Origin of the sequence: Vibrio sp. 10N.261.52.A1 (assembly GCF_002876325.1) — a bacterium.
Taxonomy (GTDB): Bacteria; Pseudomonadota; Gammaproteobacteria; order Enterobacterales; family Vibrionaceae; genus Vibrio; species Vibrio chagasii.
In genome coordinates, this window is the sequence record NZ_MCYD01000602.1 from 1 (window position 1) to 16,019 (window position 16,019).

Genomic DNA, 16,019 nt, shown 5'->3' on the forward strand with positions numbered 1-16,019 from the left:
TTGGTGAATAATGAGTAAAGGAAAGATAACTAAAGAGTATATTTTGAGCCATGCATTCGCCCTTGCGAGTGAGAACGGGCTTGAGAGTTTGACGATTGGCGAATTAGCCAAGCAGTGTGGTATGTCTAAGAGTGGTTTGTTTGCACACTTCAACTCTAAAGAGAACCTCCAGCTCTCTGTACTTGAGTACTCCAATGCTATCTTCACCGAGCGGGTCATCATTCCAGCAAGAGAGCTTGGTGATGCTGACATTGAAGCGAAGTTAAAACAGTTGCTCGATAACTGGCTGGGTTGGAACCATTCGTTTCAAGGTAGCTGCATGTTTATTGATGCGTGGAAAGATGCTGGTAGTGAAACGTCTGTGATTCAGCAAGCGCTCCAGAAAACCATTTCGGTTTGGATTGACTACTTGACGATTCAGGTAGCAAAAGCGGTTGAGAGTCAGCAGTTCAGATCCGACTTAGATCCAAAACAGGCAACTTTTGAGCTATATGGTCTCTATCTGAGCGCGAACTTGTTTTACTCGTTACGAGGCCAACAAGCGAGCCACACGCATTTTTGGAGCGGTGTAGAGCGCTTGATCGCTAGCTGGAAAGTGGCTTAACTCGCGTCTAACAATTTTAAGAGAAGTGGCGGCAAGCACGTGTAAACAGCTTTGCCCCATTTTTTATACCAATAAATAGCACGGTCGTTCTTTTTTCTGGCCGAGCTCGATCCGCCAATGAAGATGGCGATACAAGGAATGGTCATGAGTGACAAAATCTACTTTAATACATCGAACAAATTCAGCTTCAAGCGCAGCCTGATTGGTGCAACCACCAACCTGCACTACATCTTAGCGCCGAGCCATGCAAAGAAAACAGCGCGTAAGTTATTGCTCACGCCAATGCGTACCGAGCAGAAAAATGCTGATCCACAAGGGTTGATCAAGAGCGAAATTAAAGGCCGCGATGGCGTTCTTAAAACTTACTCTCTAGGTACTGGGCCAGTTTGGGTATTAACTCATGGTTGGTCAGGGACTGCGAGTCAGTTCTTTCCTTTGATGGAACACATCGCAGCTAAAGGTTTTACCGCTCTGGCTTACGATCACCCGGCGCATGGCGGCAGCGATGGCGTGCATGGTCATATTCCGGCGTTTGTGAACGGCCTTGAGGCGATTCTTGACTCGGTGGGTGAAGTGGCAGGCTTAGTTGGTCACAGCATGGGTACCGCTTCTGCGTTGGAATGTAAGCACGTTAAATTGGAAAACAAACCATTGTTGCTGATTGCACCTGTATTGGATTACCTCGATAACCTGTTCGGCAGCGTTGCTCGTTCAGGGTACTCAATGAAGTTGTTTGAGGCGGTAGTGGGAGAAGTAGAAGAACAGTTTAATTACCCAATCCAGTCTGTCGATCCCTATGGCAAGCTCGCGCTGCGTCAGTCTCAGACAATCATTGTGCATGATGAGCAAGACAAGTTTACCAAGTTTGATGTGTCACAGCGTGCAGCGAATGAAATGGATCGCGTTACCTTGATTGCTACTCAAGGGCAGGGCCATGGTCGAGTGATGAAGTGCCCTCAGGTATTTGAGAGTTTTGATACCTTGATTAGCTAGGTTCAGAAAAAACAACAAAAAGGCCAACCAGACATTTCTAGTTGGCCTTTGCTTTTAGGTGTTTAGTGAGTATTTAGCTAAAACCTATTTTTAGTTAGCACAGTTTGCTGGGCCAACTTCTTTCCATACACCCCATTCACCTGAGTTAACTGGGTCATCACCTTTGGTCCACCATTTCGCTTCCCAAGTCTTGCCAGCTTGAGTCACTTGGTCGCCGCCAGTGTAGACTGCACTTGAATCCCAAGCGTTAGTACATGTACCGCCGTCTGTGGTTTTCTTAAGTACTTTCACTGATGCAGCTGCGACTGATGAATCTGTACCGTCACTCACGGTCACAGAGAAGTTCAGAATAGTGTCTTGCGTGTATTCTGCTGCAACAAAGCTTACTGAAGCGCCTTGTACTGTTGCATCGATACCTGCAGGTACGTCCCATGTGAAGGTTAGTGTGTCTTGATCGACATCGCTAGACGCAGATGCATCCACGACCACAACATCACCCGCATTGACTTCAGCCGGAGCCGTAACCACTGCAACTGGTGCTGTGTTAACTGGACCTGTATCTTTTGGATTGACCGTTACAACAACCGTGTCCGTTGACGTTGCGCCTTCGTTGTCCGTTACCGTTAGGCTGAAGGTCAGTGTTTCTTGCTGAACGACTTCAACAACATCGAAGCTTGCAACCGCGGCATTCGCGTTAGCCAGTGTTACTGCTGTACCGCTCACTTGAGACCAAGCGTAACTAGCAATTGTGCCATCACTGTCTTTTGAAGCGCTGCCATCTAGAGAAACAGAAGCAGGGCCTTCAACAGATTGGTCTGCACCCGCTGATGCGGTTGGTTTCTTGTTGACAGGTTCTGTAGTACCACCTGCTAAACCCTCGTGCATTGCATTTAGGATGTCGCCGTTATCCGCATCAATTTCCCAAGAGAACAGACCCGCAAGACCAAGGCTACGCACGTACGCACCTTTTGCTTTAACCGAGCGGTCGTCATCAAACGTGATCAACTGACCTGAAGTACGGTTCCAAACGTATGGCGCTTCTGCCATTTCGTCGTAGCCGTATTCGAAGCCATTGATGCCTTGGTTGTTGGCGCCAAGCATGTTCGCTTTAATGCCTTTGTAGTCGATAACGCCATCTTCCCAAACACCTTGTGCGGTGCTGCCTTTCAGTTTGCCATTTCCGACACCTGTCATAGGGTCGCTTGGGTCAGAGAGTGTTGATGGTAGTACGCCTTCCCAACCACGACCGTACATTGCTGTACCTACGACAAGCTTGTTAGCTGGAACACCTTGCTGAAGCAGTAATTGGATACCGTTGTCAGTGGTGTAAGCAGGGCCTGTGTATGGTTTGCCATTTTCATCAATGCCAGAGCCATCACACTGGCCAGGACGCATGAAGTTACCGCAGTTTAATGCTGTCTGGTGACCTAACACGTTGTTCCAACCGCCATAGAAGTCGTAAGTCATCGCGAAGATGTAGTCCATGTACTGGATAGCATCACCGTAGTCCACATCCTCAATTTTGTCGTGACCAACACCGATCGCTGATGTGAGTTCGTAAGTACGACCGTTTTCTGCTTCTAACTCATCAAGCATTGCGCGTAGTTCTGCCATTAGTGCGATATAAGCTGGGCCATCATTTACGGGGTCACCAAGTTCTGGTGCAGCACCGCCGCCACCTGGGAATTCCCAATCGATATCCACACCGTCGTAGAACTTCCATGTATTTAGGAATTTCTTAACCGAGGCGACGAAGGTGTCACGGTTGGCTTTGGTTGTGAAATCGAAGAATGGGTCTGACAGGGTCCAGCCGCCAATTGAAGGGATGATTTTCAGATCTGGATTACGCTGCTTGAGCGCCATCATCATTGCATAGTTGCCCTTGATTGGTGAGCTGTATTCGTGACCTGCTTGAGGGAAACTTTTCTGGAAAGCTGCCCATGGGTCATGAATTACCACTTCGTAATCGTTGACGCCCTGACATGCCGTCATGAGTGCGTTGTAGCTGTTACCGCCAACCGATTTCACTGATTCGTTAGGACCACAAATTGGGATGAAGCCATAAAGGATATGGGTCAGGTTATCAGCGGGTAGGTTGTCGACGGTGTAATCACGGCCATAGATACCCCATTCAACAAAGTAAGTACCCACTACTGTGTTTGGGTCTGTATTGTATGACTTGTTGTTTGGATCAATGTTCATTGCTAGTGGTGCTAAGTGTGCACCATCCGTATCGGCGATAGTGATCTTAGCGGGTGCACTCTTGCTACAACCCGTTTCGTCACACGCTTCGATCTCCATATCAAACAAGCCACCCTGACCGTATTCGAATGAAGCGGTAGTTTGGCTGCCAGTGATTGGACCGGTCGCAACTTTAACGCCATCAAAGTAGATGTTGTACGTGTTTCCTGACGTTCCGCTCCACTGGTTAAACTTAACGTCGACCTTTGCTTTGTCTTGATACTTAACCATCTGGTTGTAGCCAGAAGTGGTTTCCATCGCGAGTTCAATTTTAGAAAACTGTAGGTTGTTGGAACCGTACATGTCGATGCTAGGTGCTGTTGGAGCAGCTAATGCTGTACCAGATAGCGCTAGAGCAATGCTCGCAGCACAGGTATTAAAACGAATCATACTATTTCTCTCATTCCTTGAAGGTTACGAGAACCAAATGGCCCCATAAGTTGCTCCGATCACTTTTGAAGGAGCTTCCCCGTCAGTATTCGAGAGAGTTTTAATTTCATAACTGAAAATAAATCTGTTTTCGATGGACAACTAAAAAATTGTATCTTGTTACAAAATTGTTGCTTAATGAGTGAGAGGTCGAGTCCATGTTTTATAAAATGAAAAGCTACCTAGCATGAAAATCTCATATGTGAAATTTCACGACATGAAGTTATGTAAAGTTGCGACAAGCTGCATGAAAATATCGTTTGGTTGAAGCGATATCACAAAGTAGTGGCGGCTAGGCAGGGGAGGTAGAAGTGTGTTGGTGGAGTGATTTTGGCGATTGAAGACTATCTTTTGAATTGCTCAGCTAATGAAGCTCTTCTTTGTTGCATGACACTGTGATTATCACCGGTAGCGGTATGCTCAAAGCCTTCTTTAATAAATTGCTGGGCAGGTGTGCTTGGCTCCAGTCGTTTTAGGCGAGGTGAATCGTAGGTACCACTGATGGTGTAAACCCTTGGTCCAGAGCCTGTATTTATCGTGACGATTTTACCGTCAAACTCAAACGAAGTGGTGATAAGGCGATGATTGATCATTACCCCTTTTTCAGAAAGGGTCAGGATGTCGGTATTGTATGGTGGAGCACCAATCTCAATCCAATTACCATGGACGTTACTTGGACTGACAGACTTTTGATGAGCTTGATAAGCAAAATAACCAGCAGTGACGGCAATCATAAAACCTGCTAATAGAAAGCCGTAGAGTAGTGAGTTGGCAAATATATCTCTGCTTTTAGTGGGCTTTTTTGCCATTATCTCTTCATTTTTTGCTTGTACCGTCTTTGAGTCTATAAATTAAAATCTTTGTTTGCAAAGATCGTTAGAAGAGTTAGAAGCAAGATCCAATGTTACGATAAATAGGCTTGCTTTGATGTTTCTTTGAGTATTACCACCAATATTTATGTCATCAATGCAAGTTGCTGTCAGTAAATCTTAAGTTATGCGTATTTATTTCTTGTAGGAAAGTCGCGAATTGGTTAAAACAATTATCACCTAAGTCTACAGGTAGGCTTATTCGTTGAGCCCAATAACTGCAATTTTAAGATAACAAGGAAGTACAATGATTAAAGAAAACACATACTTTGAAGGTGGCGTTAAATCGTTAGCGTTTAATCAATCTGGCGCTGATGTGAGTGTTGGTGTGATGGCGGCTGGCGAATATACCTTCGGTACGGCGGCTCCAGAAAAGATGACGGTTGTAAAAGGCGCACTAACGGTAAAACGTGTTGGTGATGAAGACTGGACTACATACCAATCTGGTGAGTCTTTTGACGTTGCAGGAGATTCATCTTTTGACCTACAAGTAAAAGAAGCAACGGCTTACCTATGTGAGTACCTCTAGGGAGATGTGAGTTAACTTCTTTCCAATAAGAAAAAACCACGCTCTAAGAGCGTGGTTAAATAAGTGATAATAACCGGCAGTGGATAGTGTCACTTGTTTTACAGTCATCAAATCGACGACCAAATTCGTTGTTACCTTCTCAATCCCTCGAAAGTCCAAACCAGACATTAATAAGTTTCAAACACGCCGCTGTTATAGTCTTGAATGGTTTGTTCAATCTCTTCCATAGAGTTCATGACAAATGGACCATAATGTACAACCGGTTCATCGATTGGCTCTCCGATAAAGATAAGTGCACCGGAATCCTCTTGGCTTTCTAAAGACAGTATTTCAGCGCTTGTTAGGAACGCCAGTTGACCTTGGCTTATGATTTTTTCACCAATTTTAAGGCTGCCCTTGTACACATACGTCATGGCATTGTGACTAACGTTAGTGCTTATCGAGATTTGTTGTCCAACGCTCGCTCGCCAATCTGAAACACTCAGTGGCACGCCCGTTTGTTGTAGTGGTCCTTGTATTTTTAAAGTGTTAGCTGCAGGATTCAGTAATTCAAATCCTCCGGCAATAACTCTTAGTAAACCACTCTGCTCACTTTGGTGTTCAGTAATAGTCTCGCTTTGGAAGTCATGGTATTGCGCTGGCTTCATTTTGTCTTTGGCAGGTTGATTGATCCAAATCTGAAAACCATGAAGTGCACCTTCCTCCATCATCGGCATTTCACTGTGAATAACGCCACGACCTGCAGCCATCCATTGGGCCCCACCACTACGAAGCTCTCCAACATTGCCCATGTGGTCCTTATGTTGAAAGTGACCTTGCAGCATATAGGTGAGTGTCTCTATCCCACGGTGAGGGTGGGGAGGGAAGCCGCCAACATAGTCTTTGCTCTCATCTGATTTGAGTTCATCAATCATCAAAAATGGAGAGAAGCGTTTGTTATTAAAACCAGCAACTCTTTGGATTTTAACCCCGTCGCCATCGGACGTGGCATGGGCTGAGATTACATGTTCTACGGTTCTTACATTCGACATATTGAAACCCTCATAAGCTTGAATAGGGTTAGTGTATGGAATTTAATTTATAAAGAAGATGGTGCTGCGTTGAGTGACTTATTCGAAAATTTTGAACAGGTAACAATATGAAATTAAGTCTATACTCAATATAGGGCAGACCGCCAAGGAGGCCGCTATGGCAGTACAACAAAAACATGGCGAAAGGCACGGTCGAATGGGCTTTGAAAATGACTTTACGACAGATCAAGGTCAACGTTTTACTGAGGTTGCGAATAACGCGGTGAAACGTCGTATCAAAAAGCGCGAAGTTGAAGCGCCTTTTGTGCATTCGGCAAAGGAATCCGCGCTTAAAACCGTCACCAGATCTAAGTGGGAAAACCGAAGCCGAGTTCGGCAAGTGGTTTGGATTATTGTTATTGGTCTTGTCAGCTTATGGGCTATGTATATGGCTGGTTAACGCTGGCGAGTTTTTAGTAGCGTTACATTGTTCCCTTCTACGTTAGTTTGAATATCCTCTTCACCTTTAGGAGCTTTGGCTTCTGCATGGATGCTGTCCATCGGACACTCTTCTATCAAAGTAGAAACCGGGGTGTCGTGATAATAAGCGTATCGGTTCTTGCCTGAATGCTTGGCAACATACATGGCTTTATCCGCACATCTCGTTAACTCATGTAAGTCCTGTGCATCTTGTGGGTACAAAGACACACCAACACTGAGCGTTAGCTCTTTTATTCTTTCATTTGTTTGGCAGCCGCTTTCGAACAAACCACAGATTCGGTCTAGGATTCCATCGAGGTCTTTTCGGGTCGGGATATCGTAGAGCATTAATACAAATTCATCGCCCGCAAAACGCGCAATCGAATAGTCGTATTCGTGACTTTTTCGATCTCGAGTTCGAATATTGTTGCTCAAGCGATTCGCAAAGTGCTGCAGCACACTGTCGCCCACATCGTGTCCATAACTGTCATTGATGCCTTTAAAATCATCGATATCTAAAAAAACCAATGCAGTAAGTGATCGCTCACTATCAACGGTTGTTAGTTTTTCAATAGCCCAACGTTCGAAGCTCCATCGGTTTGCTAACCCCGTGAGTTGGTCTCGGTAAGCTAAGTCTTCGATCCCTTCTTTATACAAGCGCTGTATATAACTTACTGCTTTGGTGTAGTAGTACGCGGAGGTATGACACACCAAGCTCATGGTAAACAAGCTAAGAATAAAGCGATGTGTGCTGTTAAAAGGGAGAGAAAAATTGCTAGGTAATGCGGTGATCAGCGTACTTATGAATAGACAAAAAGAGGTGCTTAGGATGACGCCAATTCTGAAGTCATTGATAAAAATAACGGCTGCCAAAATCGGATAGAGCCAAAGTATGCGGTCGGGAATGGCATAGCTGTATAAAAATAGGATGACGCCTTGTACAAGCAGCACACAGCTGAGAATTAACTCTGAGTACTCAGGATTGTAGACTTTTCTTACATAAATCGCGTTGGCGATAGCGATAAAAGCAAAGCACAGCTCAAACATGGACAACGTGTAGTGTTGCCCCTGAAAGTAAGCCCATGTGTAAAAGATAAAGAGCGCGGCAGCAGTCAGTGAAAAGGAGTAGACGATTTTTTGTTTTCGCGTAGAGCGGATATCCGCCATCTCTTCAAGGTGCCTTCCTACAAGCCTGTTCATGTGATTTGTGCCACTAATTTTGATAATGGTATTAATACTAGATTAAATAATGGGCTACGCGGAGCCTTAGCTGACCATTTAATGTGACTATTATCAAGATTTCATATGAAAGGTTGATTAACGCATTCTAAATGGTGATGGATATCACTAATGGTGCAGCTCGCAAAAAGCAAGCGGACGATTATGTGCTTGCTTTCCAATGATTTACTCCACATAGTTCTTTTACTATTCAATTATTAAGGGACCAATTATGTTAATCACGTTCAGTTGCAAGGCACACGCAAGTGTCACGATGTTTGGTGAAGTAGGTCTTCAGTTTATTAAAATGCTCGGACATAGTGGTACGATCCCAGGAGCCATTGACGCTTCAGAAGTTCCCCAAGCATTGAATAACCTGCGCACTGCAATCGCTGCGGAGCAAAATCAAGCTGTAGAGCAAGACGATATGGATGACGACAATGAAGATGAAGTTGTCGAAGCGCCAGTAAACATTGGCAGCCGAGCATTTCCATTGGTAGAGCTATTAAAAGCAGCCATTAAAGAAGAGTGTGAAGTGATGTGGGAAGATGGTAGCGGCAAGCGTTTGTAGGGGTATTTGCTCCAAATCCTGTGATTGAGTTTTTGTGTCGAGAGCAAAGTATGGTTTGCAAAAAAGAACAAGCCAATAAGATATTGGCTTGTTTATATTACTCATCGATTACTGAATAGAAGGTAAATACTAAAATACAGTGGCTATGGTGTTAGCATGTTATTCAGAATGAACTGTTTCGTCGCTTCGCCAAAAACATAAGCCTCGCTACCGGTTTCTGAAATTCCTTTGTAAGTAATACGCACAAAACCATCTATGGCAGAAAGGTAAGCTGAGTTATCTTGCTTCTGGTAGTTTGACCATGTGGCTTGTGAGTGGAGTGATTCAGGAATCGTCACCTGACGTAAAACCTCACCGTTTAAAGAAATATCTTTCCATAAACCGAGCGTTGGATATCTTGAAAATTGAGTATTTCCTTCCGACGCTCTTGAATAATAAACAACGGTTCCGTTAGAAAGAAGCTGTGCAAATACCTCAGCATTTTCTAGGCTTGCCATCGGGATTAGATCATCATGATTGTTAGACGCTGTTTCATGACGATCTGACTCATCGTCAGCAATGGTCGATGCTAAAGTTGTAAGCCATGTATCTGTAACGCCGCCATTCTTGAAAGCGCTTATTCCGTTACACGAGTTATTGAGCGCTTTATAACGATCTGGAGTATCTTCTGCACACCAATCCCCCTTGTAGTAGTAATAAATGTTGCCATAGACATTTTCCACAGAAAGTTTGTATGCTTTGGTGTTATCTGGAAATTTTAAGCTTGCTGGCATAAGGTTGGACCAAACATTTTCATCATCTGTTTGGTCCATGATTGAGCGAACATTAAGACCACTGATATCCAACTGCTTAGCATTAGCAATTTCATCAAAAACTGAACTGTTAGTTTTTAGGGTTACACTGCCATCTTTATTCGACGTAATACTAGCTAAGGTATAATCAAGTGTTACCCAACCGTTTTTGTCGAGTACCATATTGTTTTCGTCTGGAGTGTTTTCAAACTCAACAAATTGCTCTGTATCGTAGTCATAGATGAAATTAGTCTCGGTAACAGAGTTATCTGAAGATGCTTTTAGTGTCCCATATGAAACCACTGAGTCTGTACCTGACTCTTTTGCACCATCAAACCAATTAATGCCATCTGTTTTAATGACTTTCGCAAGATCGACTGGTTTGGCTCCCCTATCTGCTTCGTTTTCTTTGATTTTGTTTTCGAGGTTTGAATCGTTAATGGCGATGTGGTCGCGATTAATGCTGCCAGCAATGTCGCTCGGGTTGAAGTTCTCTCCCGCTGCTTCAATATTTTTGACGACTTCATCTAGGACTCGAGTCACTTCTTCATTGATCAACGCCGTGAGCGCTTCTACAGAAATACCAGTACCCGCTGCGGTTTCTGATAGTGCGTCAGTATTCTCTGCCATGACCGATGCCGTAACTTGAGCAACGCGGTGTAGGTTTTCAAAAGCTGCTTTTTGTGAGTCGGCTAGCTTGTCGTTATTTTTGGCCTCAATGTAATCTTGAGTTAAGTCGAGCGTTGTCCCTAACTTCTCTTGAATAGTTGCTTTCGCTTCATCTAATGATGCGCCACTTTCAATTTCATTTTGTATGAGTGTGGTTAACGGGCTAATAAACTCTGATTGTGGTGGAGCCGTTAAGCGGTAGCTTTTGTTTAACACTACTCCTGGGTTATCCGTGTCGATGGTTTGTCCGGCGACAACTTCAATCAATAGAGTGCTCTGCTCTAGTTGCTCTTGAGTTAAGTTATCAATGGTGAATTCGCCATTGTCACCGGTTACGGCATTTGGCTCATCCTTATCACACTCTTTGTTGTTGTTTAGATCCAAACATGCATTAGCACCTACCAAATAGCCATCTGCGGCTTTGGCGGTGAGAGATGCTGTTGTTGCCGTTGAACCACCACTATCTGTTGGGCTATTCGAACTATCGCTACCACATCCTGCTATCCCTAGGGCTATTGCCACAGCTAACAGTGAACGTTGACCATTCATGTTAGTTCTCCTTTATTGAGTTATTGATAAAAGTCTTCTATTCAGAAATCAATTGGCGGAATGTCATTGATAAATATGACTATTTATAAATCGAGTGCCATTATTGTGGAATGTATCAAGTAGGGATTGCGCGGAAAGCACAGGAGCTTTTATTCTAGAGTTACATCAAATTTGAATGTTTTTATATGCGAGTTATATCTCTAGTGAATGAATGGTGTTTGTAATTGATATTACTACCAGTTAATAAGTGACAGCTCATTTGGGAGTTGAGATGTGCATCATTGCGCATTTTTTGGTTGTTAAACTAAACTGGAACAATAACTTACATTTATAAAAACACATTAAACTAAGGGTATTTGATGAGTTTCTATTCCCCAAGTCGTTGCCGTGCCTTTTTATTTAGCACTCTTTCCTTAGCGGTTGTACCAACGTCTAGTGTTGCCGATATATCGACAACGCCTGTCATTGGTGGTGTATTCAGTTCAAGTGAGGTTTTGAAAAACCAGGTGCTTTCAAGCCTGAGTTACTCGGCCACACTAACTCGCGATGCAGCGATCTTTACGATCGCGGGCGTAACGCTTGATGCGTACATTCTCGCACTGCCTTTGGATGCTAAAACGAAAGCGCGGGTGATCGCTCAGTTGTCTAACCCGACTTATTCCATTCCTTTGGGCTACTTTCTCTATAGTTACTACGATCGCTATTCGGGCTTGGGTAGTGAAGATGTATTCAAAGCATACCTATCGACAGCCTACGATGATGAGGTATTAAGAGGTTTTGAACATAGCCTCTATTATGTGGGTGCTGCGCCTGATTCTGATTACAAAGAGCCTGATACGTCCACAGAAGCAACCGGACATCATGAGGGTATTCGAATCGACGAACACTTCATTGCGAACATGGTTGTGATCTACGATGCGCTGTTTGAGATTGGCGTTTGGCAAGATATGGACACATTGCCAGAGAGCTACACCTATTTAACTAACAGTCCTGAAGATTTAGCAATCATTAATCAGATTCAACCGATTATTGTCGAATTAATTGCTCAGGCAGCGTCGGGAATGGAAGAGGGTGACATGAAATCGGCAATGCTCGCAATTGCCGAGGATGGTAAGCCGGAAAATGCCGATAAGTCGAATAACAAAGCACAAGCTCTTACTATCACCCTTATTGATTTTGTTCGCTTGAATTTACTCAAAGCCTACCGACAATTTGTTTATAAAGATGAGCGAGCTGAAGCGCTTGATGATTGGATGCAGCAAGCTTTTGATGATCAGCCGGACTCTCTAATCCAGTTTTTGGAATCCCAACAGAATAAACGCTTTGCTGTGCAAGTGACGGTAGATGGCTTACAGCAAGGGTTGATTGAGGGTTTGGTCAATGAAGACTCGCCTTTTATTTCGGTTGCTTATCAGAACCATAAAGACCGAGCGAAATATAAACCCGAGATAGAAAAGGTGATCGAACCTGAGCATCAACAACAAGTGAGGTTCATGGAAGTTCTATCTGAACAAACCTATCGTGATCCACATTATCTGCCTTTCTTTAAAAAGCTTTATCAAGAGCATCGAGACAACATTAGCCGCGTCGGTATCTCATCGACTCCAACCATCAGCGTGCGTAACCTGCCTATCATCAAAACGGGCGCTAAGGTTTCTGGTGAAGGTGGTACAGGCGTGCCTAACTTCCACTTTGTCGACAGGGATATCGACCGAGCTTATTACTTCTTTGGGAATGATGCTCTACAGCTTGATGTACTAATGGCAGACAACAAGGTACAGACGATGTTTGATCGTCTCGAATACCTTAAAACTCTGAATTGTAATGCTCAATACGATTGGAATGCGCATACAAGTTATGATGGTCTGGTGAACTTAGGCTTAGGGGAGTCATTACGCGATTACGGTGAGAAACGTTGTGTAAAAGAGCTTCAGGCACGCTCTGAAGTTGAAGTCGCTTTACGAGAGAAAAGAACGGCTTTGATAGAAGACATCGAGGCCTACCAGTCTATCTCCAGCTTTGACTTGTTCACCAAGCTCTCTAAAAAAGCGCTAGTTAAACAGTCGATCACTCAGTTGGCGGAGCTTGATGGCAACGGGATGCCAGATTACACCTTGGTGTATAACCCGTGGCCCGATCATTTCGCCCATTTTACAGGGCCTTTTAGTGATGAGATTTTGATGCCAACCGGTGAGTTAAATCGCTTGGATTATTGGATTCGTCAAATTGAGGCGACTTACCAAAGCGCAGGTGTCTACGATAGAACGTTGTGGGGAATGGCAGGGGATCACGGGCTAACACCAGTGTTCTATTCTTTGAATCCTGAGAAGCAAGTTTTTGATGGGTTACAAACAGAGCTTGATTACTCAATTGTGGTGAAGAAAATTTCTTCGGATGAAGGTGAGGGGCCTAAAATAACGAATGCGTTGAATTATCCAAGCTCTAAACATGTTGATGTCGTGGTTGCCTCGACCGCGGGTGGCAACTTTATGATGGATTTCTTTAACTCAAAGCAGGGTTGGACTGTACAGCCTGTTTATCAAGAGTTGGTACAGTGGGCGCCCATTGCAGCAAACAAAGGTGACAGCATTAATGTTATTGACGAGATAGCAAAACGCTTACCTGAGAGTCTCGATTATATGGTGGTGAGAGAGAGTGCCTGTGACGAGCGAGCTTGTTCTGTTCGAGTGATCGGCAACCGCGATCTTAAGCGCGTTGACGAGTTGATCACTCGACACGGGGACAAACTATTTTATGAGTCATTAATGGGAAATCAGGCACCTACTTTACTGAATATACAAACGTTAAACCCATACCTTGCATCACCGAGTAAAGCTGACTTTTCTGTTTACTCTCGGCTAGTGGAAAAGTGCATTAACCGTTCAGTTAAAGAAGATGATTCAACGTGGTGTAGTCGCAGTGAGTGGACGGATTTAACCCAATTGACTCCTCGACCTGATTCGGTCAATCAACTGGCTAACATTTATCTTGAGGATAGAGCCGGTACCATTAATTTGTTCCCTAAAGCGGGAATTGGTTACAACACAATAGTGCCGGGGCGTCACGCTGGTGAAGACTATTTAGAGAAAGATGCATTTATCGGATTCTGGGGCTCCCCAATTGGTGAGAACTCATTACCATTAAAGATCGAAGCCAATGGTTCGTTAGCACCGACTCTCTATGAGTACTTGACCGGAGAACCCGTAGTAGCAGGCGAGAATGGTTGGGGATTCCCTTCATTGTTGAATAAGTTGGATATTACTTCAGCTCGTTAATGTTTTATTCTCTCCCTAATGGATCATTAATGGTTATTTAGGGAGAGAGCCATTCCGACAAAATCCTCATCACTATCATCAACAACTTTATAGCCAAGCGTCTGATAAAAGCTGATGGCGCGAGCGTTACTCCTAAAGCTAGAGAGGGTGACTTGATTTCGTTGCTCTCGAAGGGCTTTGGTGTGGATGAGTGACATTACTTTTTTACCGAGCATTTTGCCTTGGTATTGAGGGTCAATGATCAGAAGGTGGATATGATATGCGTTGTCATAAGGTTTGAAGCAGGTAAGTCCGACCTTTTGAGAGTCTCTATACACCCAATGAAACCAAGAGCGGTGGTAGTCGTTTGAGAGGCGGTTACGTTGAAACTTGTCATCCCAGCCAAATACATTGTCGACGTGTTCGAAGATACCTTGCTTAACGCAATCAAACAGGTCGCCGAACTCGGAGCTTAAGACGGTTTCTAATCGAAGTTCTCCGTATATGATAGTCATTCCTTCTATTTCCTTACCCTGAATCTTGGATAAGCAAACAATACCATAAGCGGCTGATATTTATACTAAATGAAAAAGCCACGTAGATACGTGGCTTTTAAACTCATGACATTTAGTTGTTGTCTTCAGCTTCGATTTCGCTAGCGATGTATTGGTTATTTACCTTATACGTTTCTGCTTCAACTCGTTGATTGGTTAGCGTGTTGAACGTTAAGCCATCTTCATAGCGAGTGTTGTGGTTAACGTAGACGGTTTTATTACCAGAAGTTGTCTGAATAACAAAGCTCAATGCTGATTCATCAATGCTCTGAACAATGCCTTCTAGGTCGATATCGTTGTCATTCCAATCTTGTGCATCATCGTCGTGTTCAAATTCGATTTCGGTTGCAACATTGTCGCCGTTAGCTTTTTTCGTTGTGACTTCAACTTCTGCACCAACGGTTAAGTTCGATTTGTTTCCGTCTTCGTAACGAGTGCTGTTATTTACAACAAAGCGACCTTTATAGCTTAAATCAAATGATGATTGGTCGTTCGCCACCCAAGTAATAATGCCTTCGATTTCCGTGTCATTGCTGATTTCATCAAAGTCTTCAACTTCCACTTCGTCTGCCTTCAATATTGAGCCTGTCATTGAACCTGTTACTTCAACCCAAAGACCATTAGATAACTCAGAGCTGTAATCGTCGTTATCGATGTAGGCATTTGAATACTCAACACTTAGGTTTGCACCGAGTTTGAACGTTGATTCATTTAAATCACTGATTAGTCCTTCAACCTCAACCGATTCTGTTAAGTTAGAGTGTTCGAATTTCACTACCGACAATACTTTATAACCTGCGTTAGCAGTCGGTAGAGAAGACACCATCACCCAATCGCCATTTTCAATCTCAGTCGAAAGCGCTGAGAAAGTTAGAGGTATGCCGTTGACTGCAAATGTGCCATTTGCGTGATCAGTATTGCTAATCAAGCCAACGATTGTTGGCTCCAGACCAACTTGGGCTCCACTAGCATGAGTTGACGCGCTGCGAGCGTTAGAGGAGATGGAAACCATCATGTTTTTTTCTAGGTCGGCAATCGCAACTTCTTCACCTGCATAATGCGCGCTGTCAATGTGGTAGGTGTAGCCATTTACAACAATGGTGTCGCCTGAAACAGAGTCGATCGTGCCTTGAATAGATGATGGTGTGTGTGCTTCGCTCGTGTTGCTGCTGTCACTACTGCCGCCACCGCAACCAGCTAGGACTAAACTAATCGCTGTAATTAACGCTAACTTTCTCATTTTTATACTCTTTAATAG

13 protein-coding genes are annotated in these 16,019 nt (G+C 43.9%); 6 read left to right on the forward strand and 7 right to left on the reverse strand.

Annotation, left to right across the window (positions count from 1 at the left end; all coding sequences use genetic code 11):
• Nucleotides 1-10 precede the first annotated feature (10 nt).
• A complete protein-coding gene (locus BCT81_RS10385) occupies nucleotides 11-604 on the forward strand; it encodes a TetR/AcrR family transcriptional regulator (RefSeq protein WP_102424109.1) in 594 nt (197 codons plus the stop codon).
• Nucleotides 605-748: 144 nt separating this feature from the next.
• Nucleotides 749-1,597, forward strand: coding sequence for an alpha/beta hydrolase (locus tag BCT81_RS10390; RefSeq protein WP_102424111.1), 849 nt, complete (start codon nucleotides 749-751; stop codon nucleotides 1,595-1,597).
• A gap of 90 nt (nucleotides 1,598-1,687) precedes the next feature.
• On the opposite strand, the gene BCT81_RS10395 is transcribed toward BCT81_RS10390, so the two are convergent.
• The gene (locus tag BCT81_RS10395; protein ID WP_102424113.1) at nucleotides 1,688-4,228 is read right to left on the reverse strand and encodes a glycosyl hydrolase family 18 protein; all 2,541 of its coding nucleotides are present in this window, start codon (nucleotides 4,226-4,228) and stop codon (nucleotides 1,688-1,690) included.
• Between the two features lie 383 nt (nucleotides 4,229-4,611).
• Nucleotides 4,612-5,076, reverse strand: coding sequence for a DUF2850 domain-containing protein (locus BCT81_RS10400; RefSeq protein WP_102424115.1), 465 nt, complete (start codon nucleotides 5,074-5,076; stop codon nucleotides 4,612-4,614).
• A 307-nt stretch (nucleotides 5,077-5,383) separates the two neighbouring features.
• Between BCT81_RS10400 and BCT81_RS10405 the strand changes: the two genes are divergently transcribed.
• Nucleotides 5,384-5,665, forward strand: coding sequence for a pyrimidine/purine nucleoside phosphorylase (locus BCT81_RS10405; protein ID WP_102424116.1), 282 nt, complete (start codon nucleotides 5,384-5,386; stop codon nucleotides 5,663-5,665).
• Between the two features lie 167 nt (nucleotides 5,666-5,832).
• On the opposite strand, the gene BCT81_RS10415 is transcribed toward BCT81_RS10405, so the two are convergent.
• On the reverse strand, nucleotides 5,833-6,696 hold the full coding sequence (locus BCT81_RS10415) for a pirin family protein (protein ID WP_102424120.1): 864 nt from the start codon (nucleotides 6,694-6,696) through the stop codon (nucleotides 5,833-5,835).
• Between the two features lie 157 nt (nucleotides 6,697-6,853).
• Here BCT81_RS10415 and BCT81_RS10420 point away from each other — a divergent pair, with 157 nt between their 5' ends.
• Entirely contained in the window at nucleotides 6,854-7,135 is a 282-nt protein-coding gene (locus BCT81_RS10420) for a hypothetical protein (protein WP_004737044.1), read from the forward strand.
• Here BCT81_RS10420 and BCT81_RS10425 read toward each other — a convergent pair.
• Nucleotides 7,132-8,322: a GGDEF domain-containing protein gene (locus BCT81_RS10425; RefSeq protein ID WP_102424122.1), complete on the reverse strand. Its 1,191-nt coding sequence runs from the start codon at nucleotides 8,320-8,322 to the stop codon at nucleotides 7,132-7,134. The two genes, BCT81_RS10420 and BCT81_RS10425, sit on opposite strands and share 4 nt — an antisense overlap.
• Nucleotides 8,323-8,605: 283 nt before the next feature.
• Between BCT81_RS10425 and BCT81_RS10430 the strand changes: the two genes are divergently transcribed.
• Nucleotides 8,606-8,944: a DUF1840 domain-containing protein gene (locus tag BCT81_RS10430; RefSeq protein ID WP_102424124.1), complete on the forward strand. Its 339-nt coding sequence runs from the start codon at nucleotides 8,606-8,608 to the stop codon at nucleotides 8,942-8,944.
• 143 nt (nucleotides 8,945-9,087) lie between these two features.
• Here the strand turns inward: BCT81_RS10430 and BCT81_RS10435 are convergent, their stop codons facing one another.
• Complete coding sequence (locus BCT81_RS10435) at nucleotides 9,088-10,953, reverse strand: hypothetical protein (protein WP_241908189.1); 1,866 nt, start codon at nucleotides 10,951-10,953, stop codon at nucleotides 9,088-9,090.
• A 359-nt stretch (nucleotides 10,954-11,312) separates the two neighbouring features.
• On the opposite strand from BCT81_RS10435, the gene BCT81_RS10440 reads away from it, so the two are divergent.
• The gene (locus BCT81_RS10440) at nucleotides 11,313-14,228 is read left to right on the forward strand and encodes an alkaline phosphatase family protein (protein WP_102424126.1); all 2,916 of its coding nucleotides are present in this window, start codon (nucleotides 11,313-11,315) and stop codon (nucleotides 14,226-14,228) included.
• 26 nt (nucleotides 14,229-14,254) lie between these two features.
• Here the strand turns inward: BCT81_RS10440 and BCT81_RS10445 are convergent, their stop codons facing one another.
• Complete coding sequence (locus tag BCT81_RS10445) at nucleotides 14,255-14,722, reverse strand: GNAT family N-acetyltransferase (RefSeq protein ID WP_102424127.1); 468 nt, start codon at nucleotides 14,720-14,722, stop codon at nucleotides 14,255-14,257.
• 112 nt (nucleotides 14,723-14,834) lie between these two features.
• Nucleotides 14,835-16,001, reverse strand: coding sequence for a DUF5666 domain-containing protein (locus tag BCT81_RS10450; RefSeq protein ID WP_102424129.1), 1,167 nt, complete (start codon nucleotides 15,999-16,001; stop codon nucleotides 14,835-14,837).
• Nucleotides 16,002-16,019: the final 18 nt, after the last annotated feature.